Origin of the sequence: Streptococcus intestinihominis (genome assembly GCF_046824975.1) — a bacterium.
Lineage (GTDB): Bacteria > Bacillota > Bacilli > Lactobacillales > Streptococcaceae > Streptococcus.
In genome coordinates, this window is sequence record NZ_JBKQBL010000003.1 from 178,817 (window position 1) to 181,531 (window position 2,715).

Annotated in this window: 2 protein-coding genes and 1 pseudogene; all 3 read right to left on the minus strand. The window is 42.4% G+C overall.

Going from position 1 to position 2,715, the window contains the following annotated elements:
* Window positions 1–337: pseudogene (locus ACLOR3_RS05995) on the minus strand (DNA polymerase III subunit delta); the annotation flags it as partial.
* The gene (locus ACLOR3_RS06000) at window positions 315–980 is read right to left on the minus strand and encodes a DUF805 domain-containing protein (RefSeq protein ID WP_129822241.1); all 666 of its coding nucleotides are present in this window, start codon (window positions 978–980) and stop codon (window positions 315–317) included. The pseudogene ACLOR3_RS05995 and the gene ACLOR3_RS06000, both read right to left, overlap by 23 nt.
* 62 nt (window positions 981–1,042) lie before the next feature.
* The coding region (locus ACLOR3_RS06005) for a DNA internalization-related competence protein ComEC/Rec2 (protein WP_412037072.1) at window positions 1,043–2,715 on the minus strand (1,673 nt) is incomplete at its 5' end.

Sequence of the window (2,715 nt, forward strand, 5' to 3'; positions counted from 1 at the left end):
TCGTTTCTAAAGGTGCCGATAAGTATCCTTCAAAGGACTGCAATTCATCATCCGTCAGGTATCTTTTTTTTGCGGTCGTCACATCGACAAAATGATCCAAAATCACTATTTTTTCGTCCGCAAAAAATGGAAGGCTGACCAAGTCAAGCTCGACCTCTGCATAAGCTGTTTCCTTCATGTCAAAATAGGAATAGTTCAAATCAGATGAATCGTAGCCAACTTTCTTAAAAAGTTGCTCTTTCATCCACTCAAACTGACCGATGTCATCTCCTGATAGAACCAGGATTGGAGGAAGGTTCTCAGCACTGATTTTTTTAATTGTTTGTAAAGCCTGCATGTTCTGAAGGTACCTCATTCCACTCTCTAAACTGATGCTGGATCTGTTCCGATTCCATTTTCTTTTCAAGAGGTGCTTTCTCTAGTGGAGTTGGTGGAGCCGAAACAATCTGGGGAATAGCTGAAAAACTGTTGGGATCCATCAAATAGGATGGCATACTTGGCGAAGAGACCACGGGACTCGTCGAAGCAAATCCTGAAGAAGCATTCTGGTCCGGTTGTGCAAGTCTAGCACTTGGAAGGACCAAGAGACAAGCCAAGCAGAGCAAGCCTGCAAGAGCTAAGACTAAAAAAATGGAAATAGGAGATAAAAGGTAGAGCAAGATAGGACCTAGAAATAGGAAAATCAAAGACCAATGAAAACCTGCATCTCTCAATCGCCGAACGACTACTGCTTGCTGGGGAACAAAAATAAGATAGAGATAAAGGAGAAAAAAGATGCTGAACCAAGCTGAAACGTCCATCCCGGTCAAGGGAATCACGTCTTCCTCTGATTTCGAATTTGAAAAGAGTAAGACCAATTGGTAAATCCAAAATGGACTGGTAAATAATAAATGCCAGGCTTGGCTAATCCAAAATTCTTTTCTATCTGATTTTCTTGAAAAATCAGCATATTGCATCCAAAACAACTGTAATGATTTCATACTTGTAACCTCATTTCCTTGACTTTATCATAGCAATTTTCAAGCTAGAAATCAAACAGCTCTTATCGAACGGTTTCAATCGTCCACTGATTCCACCCTCTAAAACGAATCGCTCCTTGCTGGTCTGTACGAAAAACAGGCATTTTTAACTCTTTGAAGCGCTCCAAAGTTTCCTGATGAGGATGCTGGTAACGATTTTTTTCGCCCGCAGATATCAAGGCAATTTTTGCTTGGATTTTCTCTAAGAAGGCAGGGTGAGAAGATCCCTTAGAACCATGGTGGCCTGCTTTTAGGACATCCACGCGCAGTTGAGGATATCGGGCTAACAAGGCCTTTTCCCCTTCTTCTTCTAAATCTCCTGTAAAAAGGAAGGACCACCCATAAAAGCGACCATAAAGAACAATGGAATCGTTATTACTCCCATCTCCTACTTCTACCGGATAGAGGACTTCTGCACGCCCATCAAAGATCGACAATTGATCACCAGCCTCCAACGTTTTTACCGGTAAGTTCAATCGTTTGAGCAGACGGACAAAAGAGCCTTTTTTTAAACTTCCCTTAGAAATATTTATTTCCTTTATCCTAACCTTAGTCGCAAGCACTTCCAAATCTCCCATGTGATCTGTGTCAGTATGCGTGAGAATCATATGATCAATCTGGTCAATCCCCCTGCTTTTGAGATAAGGGAGCAGGGTCCGTTCTGCATTGCTAGTAGACCTTCGCTTTTTCCATTCCTCCTTTTGGCCAAAGTCCACTTTTCCTCCTGTATCAATTAAGATAGTTTTCCCTCGCCAATCACGCAACAAAATACTATCACCTTGACCAATATCAATGATGGTAATCTCATTTTCTAAAGGATGCTTCACGATGGCAAACACAGAGCATACTAAGAGTAAAAACAGGTATCGCCACTTCTTAACCTTTCGTATCTCATAGAGGCAAGCTAGCAAGCACAATAACAAGATGAAAAAATAGATGCTTGGCTGTCCAAAAACCAAGGATTGACTAGTGAAGCTCGCTAGATACTCCATACTTTTTTCCATCCAGACGAAGAAAGGATTCCAGAAGGTCAAGGGATAAAGAAAAGAAAGGAGAAAGACGACACTCAGTCCTGGCAACAACAGAAGGTCAAATAAGAGAGAAAAAATAAAGGTTAGAGGAAGGGACCAGGGTTGGTATTCTCCAAAGAAAAAAATGAGAAAAGGAAGAACCCCTAGTGTTAACACTAGACTCTCCTTGATGACTTTTCGGATTCCCTCCTTCTCCTCTTCGGAAGAGGTTAGAGTCAATATAAAGGCGTAGGCGCAGGATAAGAGACCTCCAGCAGTCAACAAGGAGGACGGTAAAAGAAGGAGTAATAAAAGGAGAGTGACTCCCATATTTTCCATTCCTTTGAGCCCAGCCTGGGCCAGGAGTTTCTGTAAGAGGCTTCGAACGACCGAAACCGAAAAGCCTGTCATTCCAGCATAAAGAAGCGAAAATGGATAGAGGAGGTAGGCAACCTTTTCCTGCTCCAGTCCCAATCGGAGAAAGAAGCGCCGAAAAGCATCTAGGAAGAAGGCAACCTGCATACCCGATAAAGCGAACAGATGGATAATCCCCAAGTTCGAATACAGCTGACTCATTTCTTCAAACTCTACATCTAAAAAACCAAAAAGCAAACCTGTCATGTAGTGACTCATGGGCTGGGGGAAATGCTGGTGAACCCATACAATGGCCTTTCGCCTCCAACTAG

Bases quoted from the DNA above. Each gene is read 5' to 3' on its own strand.
- ACLOR3_RS06000 (WP_129822241.1), bottom strand. From the start codon at position 980: ATGAAATCATTACAGTTGTTTTGGATGCAATATGCTGATTTTTCAAGA.